Source organism: Deltaproteobacteria bacterium (genome assembly GCA_016874755.1).
Classification (GTDB): domain Bacteria; phylum Desulfobacterota; class Binatia; order UBA9968; family UBA9968; genus DP-20.
Map to the genome: position 1 here is coordinate 23,211 of VGTH01000057.1, position 6,853 is coordinate 30,063.

Annotated in this window: 5 protein-coding genes; all 5 read right to left on the reverse strand. The window is 60.0% G+C overall.

Translation table 11 applies throughout. From position 1 onward, the window contains the following. Window positions 1–362: 362 nt before the first annotated feature. Genes FJ145_23925 through FJ145_23945 form a run of 5 tightly spaced genes read right to left on the reverse strand, consistent with a single transcriptional unit; the run spans window position 363 to window position 6,613 of the window. On the reverse strand, window positions 363–1,994 hold the full coding sequence (locus FJ145_23925) for a teichoic acid transporter (protein ID MBM4264462.1): 1,632 nt from the start codon (window positions 1,992–1,994) through the stop codon (window positions 363–365). Next, the gene (locus FJ145_23930) at window positions 1,916–2,803 is read right to left on the reverse strand and encodes a glycosyltransferase (protein MBM4264463.1); all 888 of its coding nucleotides are present in this window, start codon (window positions 2,801–2,803) and stop codon (window positions 1,916–1,918) included. Before FJ145_23930 ends, FJ145_23925 begins: the two co-directional genes overlap by 79 nt. Before the next feature lie 14 nt (window positions 2,804–2,817). Continuing rightward, window positions 2,818–4,356, reverse strand: a complete 1,539-nt coding sequence (locus FJ145_23935) for a hypothetical protein (GenBank protein ID MBM4264464.1) — start codon at window positions 4,354–4,356, stop codon at window positions 2,818–2,820. Beyond that, a complete protein-coding gene (locus FJ145_23940; protein ID MBM4264465.1) occupies window positions 4,356–5,540 on the reverse strand; it encodes a glycosyltransferase family 4 protein in 1,185 nt (394 codons plus the stop codon). Before FJ145_23940 ends, FJ145_23935 begins: the two co-directional genes overlap by 1 nt. After that, window positions 5,537–6,613, reverse strand: a complete 1,077-nt coding sequence (locus FJ145_23945) for a Gfo/Idh/MocA family oxidoreductase (GenBank protein MBM4264466.1) — start codon at window positions 6,611–6,613, stop codon at window positions 5,537–5,539. Before FJ145_23945 ends, FJ145_23940 begins: the two co-directional genes overlap by 4 nt. Window positions 6,614–6,853: the final 240 nt, after the last annotated feature.

Below are 6,853 nucleotides of genomic sequence, written 5' to 3' on the forward strand. Positions count from 1 at the left end.
GCCGCTCTCGATCTACCTGGCACGAGCATTTTCCAGATGCGCGCCCACGCCATACTTCAGGCCCGCGGCGAGGTGGTTGCGGTGACCGAGGATCATTGTGTGGCGGCGGCCGAAGCCTGTGCCATTCACGACCACGACAGCCGCTCGATCGCCGCCTTTCGCAGCAAGCGAACAGGCATCGCCGAACGAACTTTGCGCATAGCGGTCGCGTTGACGGCCATGACACCGCTGCTGGTACCCTACGTGCATTGAAATCCGCAAACAGCCAGTATGCGACCGGCCTACCTCAGCAGAGATTCAGTCCGCCTATCCCGCCAACAACCCACCGATGGGCTGGTGCGCGACCGGTATCATCATTGGCATCATGAAACCTCCTGCTTTTGACGCAGCCATCTCGACCGGACGATACTGATTTCACTTGGGCGAAACTCACCGAGGCACCAGTACGCGGCCAAGGCAACCACGGCTAACACGATCATCTTGGCGAAACCCAGCACGCCCGCGACCGGCCAAAAAACCGCACCGCTACCGACGATCAGCGTGACCACGAGACTGCGTATCATCGAGCCCAGCGGCGGCGCCACTTGCCAGAGTCGATGCGTGCTGGTAATCGCAGCGATGGCTCCGGTTAGCGCCACTAACACAGTCACCCAAGCCGCGCCTCTTTGACCCCAATGCGGAATCAGCAGCAAATGCCCGGCACAGGCGAGCGGCACGAGCGGACCAGCGAATACCACGGTCCGAGCTGGGCGCCCGTGCGCCGTCATGATCGTCAAAGCCATGATCAACAACGTGTTGGCGACCGCGCCGAAAATTAGCAGCGCCAGCAAAGCTGCGGCTGGTTTGAACGCGGCACCGAAAACCAGCGGGACGATTTCGTTAGCCGTCCCGGCAACGATGGCGGCCACCGGCAAAAGCCAGAGCGTCACCCGCAGCGCATCACTGGCGCTCTCGCGCGCCTTTGCGATTTGCCCGTCGGCCAGCAACCGACTCAGGCTGGCCAACAGCAACGACGAAAAGGTCCAGCCAAATAGCGCGGGAAGCAGCGCCAGATTCTGCGCGGCATTATAGATACCGGCCTGTGCCGGCGTGCCGCCGAGCCGCTTCAGAAAGAACAGGTCCACACTTGTGTAGGCCATGATACAGATCGACGAAAGCAGCAGCAGCCCACCATAGCGTTGTATCTTCATCGACTCGCGCCAGTGGCTGAAGATCCTCAGTGGGCCGAGATAGTAGCGGCAGATCGCCAGCTCGACGATGGAAGCGCCGATCATGCCCAACAGAGCTCCAGTGATGGCGAAGCCGGCCTCAATCAACAAAACGATCAGAAGAAGTCGGGCCAGCCAACGGCTGGCCCGAGCGATCGCGCTGCCGCGGTAGTTGGCGATTCCCAGTAACACGCCGCGGTAGGCGAAGCCTGCTGCGACAATCGGGATATCGAGCGCCGCCACATAAAGATACGCGGCCAACTCCGTTTCGCCGAGAAATCGGCTGATCGGCGCCGCCGCGAGCCAGACGACGATCATCGCCGCGCAGCCGATCAAAATACTGCCGCGAACGATGGCGGCCGCCAGTCCGTTCCACTGATCGGTTTCGCCGACAAACTTGATCGTCGCTTTGCTAAAAAACGAGTTAAGAGCGCTCTCAATCCAGATTATGACTGTGAGTACGAGCGCGAGCAGTCCGTAGCCATGAGGACCCAGCCGGCGCGTGAGAAAGGCTGAGGTGATCAGCGCCGTTAGAGGGAAAAGCGCCTCGGCCAAGAGATTGCGAACCGTTCCACCGATCAGGCGCCGCCCTGCGGCTGTGCTCAGGAGACTCACTCTGTTGGCCTTTTTGGTATCCGTCCGTTTCGTAGCATCATTGCGGTGCGCCACTTGCCTCTGGTCGAGCTCATCGAAAGATTGTACGAGACTTATTTGCCCAGCCAACGCTGCCAAAAAAACCCGGCCGCGTTGGCGACTTGCGTGGCGCCGAGCAATACAGCCAGCCATACAGCCGCCGCGCCCCTGTGGCTCGTGAACGGGTAGCGCAGAATATTGAGATAAAATGACAGCGGTTCGATCTTAACTTTGCCCTGCCCCCGCTGGGCGCGGGCGCAATGATAGGTCCATGCACCGCGCCCATAGTTAAAATGCTGTCGGCAAAATCTCGCGAGCGTCAGCCTATGCCCATGGCTTACGATCGCTTCCGGCACATACGCCAGCCGATAGCCAGCTAACAATAAGCGATCACAGAAATCTCGATCCTCCGCCGCGGCCCGCCTGTAGCCGGTTTGAAAACCGCCAAGCTTCTCAAACAACTTCGCCGGTAGCGCCAGGTTATTGGAAGCCACGAAGCGCGCCTCGTCACGATTGCGATTGTAGTAAGTATACAAATAGGAAATCAGCAGTTGGCTAGCGGTTGCGTAGGCGTTGTTCGGCAGCGAATTCAGCGTGCGCCCGCCGATGGCACGCTCGGGATCGGCGATAAGATGATTGGCAATCACCCTCAGCCAATCGGGTGCAGGCCGGCAGTCATCATCGATGAACGCAAGAAACTCCGCGCCGGCGCTGGCCGCTCCCAGGTTGCGCGCACTCGCCGGGCCGGCGTTCTTTTGCCGCAATAGCTTCAGGGAAATCTGGGAGGCGTATCTTGCAACCAGCTCGTCGAGCAACTCCGCGCTGCCGTCATCGACCACGACAACTTCAAAACGATCGTGCGGATAGTCCAAGTGCGAAAGCGCCTCCAAACACGCCGAGAGTTCTTCGGGCCGCTCATGGGTCGGAACAACGATGGCAAAACTGGGCAAACTGCGCGCCATAGCTCGTCGCCAAATCAGAGACGCAGCAGGTTGGCAACCGTTTTGCCGCGAAACTTGTCGGGTACCGGCTGATCCATCAGCCGCAAAAACGTCGGCGCCAAGTCCAGCACGTCTATCGCGGGCATCTCGCCCCGCTGCCGAATCGAAGCGCCCGCCGCAGCCAAAAACCCCTGCGATGAATGGTCGCTGACGCGGTAGTAGTCCGGCCTCCTCCGTACTAATTCGCCATTGGGATAGGTTACCCGCTCGATGAAACGGCCAGGCTGCCATTCCACAAACAGATCGGGGAGCGCGGGATCAAATTCCGCACCGAATAGATCGACGGCTTTCATGATCTTGGTCACCGCGGGTTGGCCGGTTTGTCCATCGACGAGCTGCCTCAAGTCACTTTCAAGCCTGTCGAGCAGAGCGGCGTATTCAGCGCCGGGTGAAACAATGCCCTGGGGCTCGCGACCGCGAAGATTGACGCGAATAAAGCTCGTGTAGTGCGTCGGCAGCGCGAATGCAGTAGTTTCGCGCCAGTTCGTAGCGCTGCGAAACTGTTGCGCCAAAAGACGTTCACGCTGCTGGCGCGGCAGATGGCGGCTCAGGGCGACACGCCAAGGTTCGGGCACGAGGCGGCGCGCCAGTGCCATGGGATTGAGTGAAACACCCTGATCCTGCGCTGGCACCTGGTAGCCGAATTGGCGGCAGAACGCATCACTCAAGCCTGTGGTTGGATAATCGTCCTCCATGCCAACGGACGAGACTACGATAACGTTCGCGTCGGCAGGGAGCTGTGCCAACATCAGCCCAATCTCGCGATCGATCGCCTGGTAAATGTCGCGGATGGCGTGGGTCAGCTCATGTTCCGCTTGTGCCGCGTTATCCTGCGGGCGCGGGCGGTATTGCCAAAACTGATGATTGGCGGCATGCGACTCGGCGAACACGAGAATCGCTACATCAAATGGGTCTCGCGCCATGAGATTGCGACAAAGCGCGCCCTTGGTTGCGACATGACTTAGCAGTTGGCGGTAGATGTCTCGGTCCTCCGACAAAGTGCTCCGATGATTTTCCAGCGAGCTTAACTTCCGGCCAAAGCTCTGCTGTATTTCAGCCAGCAAGCTTGCCGGCTCCGCCATCGGCACAAATAGCTCGGGCGCCCAACTGTCGTGGCTCGCCCAGTTGAGCAGCTGTATTCCCGCTAGGCCAGGGAGCAAGCGGGAATCTGGCGCGTCCACGACGAGAACCTTTTTTTTCTGCTCCGCCAAGTAGCTCCAGAAAGGCGGCGCATCGACATCTACGCCGCTCTTCTTTTCAAGATCGTAGCTGCCCACTTTCAACTGGCGAAAATAGTGATAGCCATGCTGGCCGCGCGATAGACCGCTGAATAAGGAGACCCAGACGCCATGCTCGCTGACAAGCTCGGGTCCGCCTGTTTGCCCCCAGCAACCGCGCGCCATGAGAGATGCAATCGTCGGCAGGTGTCCCATGCGCGCCCATTGCTCAATGAATCCCGGGTCGCCGGCATCGAGACCGATTACCACCAGCGGTGGAACATTCGTCTGGCGCATCAGATCGCCTCTCTCTGCAACAGACGCGCGTAGACCGCCACGATGCGGTCGACAAACTTCTCTTCAGTAAAATTCGCCAATGCCACCGCGCGCGCCGCTCTGCCCATGGCGGCGCACAAGTCGCGATCGCCCAACAAAGCGCGCAATCGCTGCGCTAGCGCCGCCGCGTCGCCCGCTGGAACCAAGTAACCCGTTTGTTCATGGCGCACGATTTCCGCCAATCCACCGATATTGCTGGCAATCACCGCCGTGCCGCGCATCATCGCCTCGGCCGCTACCAGACCGAAAGGCTCTGCCCAGAGAGACGGGACAACCTGTAGCCAGGCACCAGCGCCGATGCGCGCCAACTCCGTCTGTCCGAGATGACCGAGAAAAGACACTCGATCTGCCAAACCAAGCTGGCGCGACTTTTCCTCCAAGCGCCCCCGTTCCGGCCCTTCGCCGGCAATTAACAACTCAGCTTCGGCAACCTCTACTTGTGAGAAAGCCTCCAGCAATACTTCGACGCCTTTCTCGCGCACCAGACGTCCGGCAAAAAAGACCGTAGGGTTAGGCGCCAGCGCCGAGCGCGCGGGCTGAGCCGCGACACCGTCGAGCACAACCTCCATCGGTTGCACAGCGTCACTTTCCAGCAGGCGTCCCACGGCTTCACTGCAGACGACCACGCGGTCGAAAACGCTGCGCCACCGCACCCACAGCCGCATCTGCACCGTCAACAGCGGCAGCCAGTCGCGCAGCGGCAAACAGCGCTGCCGGTAACACGCTGCGCCGGCGTTGAAATGACAGGCTTCACCGTTCGGCAACAGTTTGGTGCCGAGCGGACAGATGGCGCGATACCACTGGGCGTGGTAGAGGCATGCGCGCCTGCGCAAGAGCGGCAGAATCAACGGGGAAAGCTGGGCGAGAAACATCATCACATGGACAATCTCGGGTTCGAACTCGGCCAGCACTTTGCGCAAACGCCAGAACGCCCAAGGGTTGGCGGTCTGCAGCAGCGTGCGCAAGCGTGAGGCTGCGCCCAGGCACTCGTAGTCCGCAAAACTTTCTCCGCCTCCGGGGCGCGCCGAGCTGGCGAAAATGCGCGCGTCATGGCCGCGCGCACGCAAGCGCGTGCGCAACATGAGCAGGATGTTTTCAGCACCGCCAAAGCTTGTCGCGTAGTCGCTGACCAACAAGATTTTCATCGGAGTATTACGGCCTGCGCATCTCTACTCGCAAAACCTTTGTCGACTTCCGCCACGGCGACCCTGCGCCCGCTGCGCGCCGATTCCTCAGCGGCCGTGACAACCGCTAGGCTGCGGTAGCCGTCGTAAAAATCTGGCGCCGCCGGCTCGGCCGAGCGAATCTGCCGAACGAAGTGTTGCAGCGCTGCACTGTAGGATGGCTCGTAACTCGATCCCCAAAGCCGCCGCAATCGGCGCTGCAGCACCGCCCAATCCGGACACCATCGCTTGAGAGCGCTTGAGTCACCCCGGCCGTTGATGTCAACGGCCGGCGATCGATGGCGATCGACGGCAAGCTTTCCCTGCCGGCCATAAACTGCAAAACGGTCTTCCTGCACCGTGTTCAGCGAGAAAAACGACTGCACTAACATTCCGTCAGCCAGCTGCAACTCTAAAAAGGCGCTGTCATCCTCGGTCGTTTGGCTGCGCAGCGACGCGAAGACTGCGCAGATCTCCTGGGCGAAAAGAAAGCGCACCATGTCTATGTGATGGGAGGCAAGATCGAGCAGCACTCCGCCGCCGGTGGCGCGCTGCTGTTTCCACCTGGGCAACAATTGGGGCGGCGTCGAAAACAGCGAGCGCGCGCCCACCAGGGCGCCGGCGGTTCCCGCCCGAATATGTTGCTGCAGCGCTAGATGCAGCGCGCTGAAGCGATAGTTAAAACCGATCATGCCAACTACCTGCGATTGCTGCCAGGCGGCGACAAGCCGTTGGGCATCGCCGAGCGAGGTGGCCAGAGGTTTTTCAAGATACACGTGTTTGTTCATCGCCAGCGCCGCTTCGGCGGCCTCGGCATGCAGCGCGCTCGGCAAACAGATGACTACTGCATCGACGTCTGCCTGGGCCAGCAGGTCTTGATAGGTGGCATAGCTTTGTGCCGCCGGTGCGCGGAGTTGGGCCGCGTGGCGCCGCTCTGGATCGACTTCTGCAAGAGCCGTAAGCTCGGCCTCGGGAAGTTGCGTAAGAATATTCAGATGAACCAAGCGGACGATTTCGCCACAACCTACAAGGCCAACTTTAGTCCGGCTCAGCATCGGTTTACTCGGCGACTTCTGCTACTCGTAATCGTCCAATTTTCGCGACATAACGTGGAGAACTATATTTCCTGCACAGAACTTGCAGTGATGCCGGTCCATGCAGCAAAATTGAGCCGTTGTCAATAGGTGTGTAAAAAGATACTAGGCGGCGACCCTCATCTCTTTGCCATTGTCATACTTCGTCCCGCGCGCTACTTTTCCGACAAGCTGTGGTGCGTTCAGTTTGCGGAAGCTCTT

Coding starts and splice junctions, on each gene's coding strand:
- FJ145_23935 (MBM4264464.1), bottom strand. CDS start 4,356: ATGCGCCAGACGAATGTTCCACCGCTGGTGGTAATCGGTCTCGATGCC.
- FJ145_23940 (MBM4264465.1), bottom strand. CDS start 5,540: ATGAAAATCTTGTTGGTCAGCGACTACGCGACAAGCTTTGGCGGTGCT.
- FJ145_23925 (MBM4264462.1), bottom strand. CDS start 1,994: ATGGCTGGCTGTATTGCTCGGCGCCACGCAAGTCGCCAACGCGGCCGG.
- FJ145_23945 (MBM4264466.1), bottom strand. CDS start 6,613: ATGCTGAGCCGGACTAAAGTTGGCCTTGTAGGTTGTGGCGAAATCGTC.
- FJ145_23930 (MBM4264463.1), bottom strand. CDS start 2,803: ATGGCGCGCAGTTTGCCCAGTTTTGCCATCGTTGTTCCGACCCATGAG.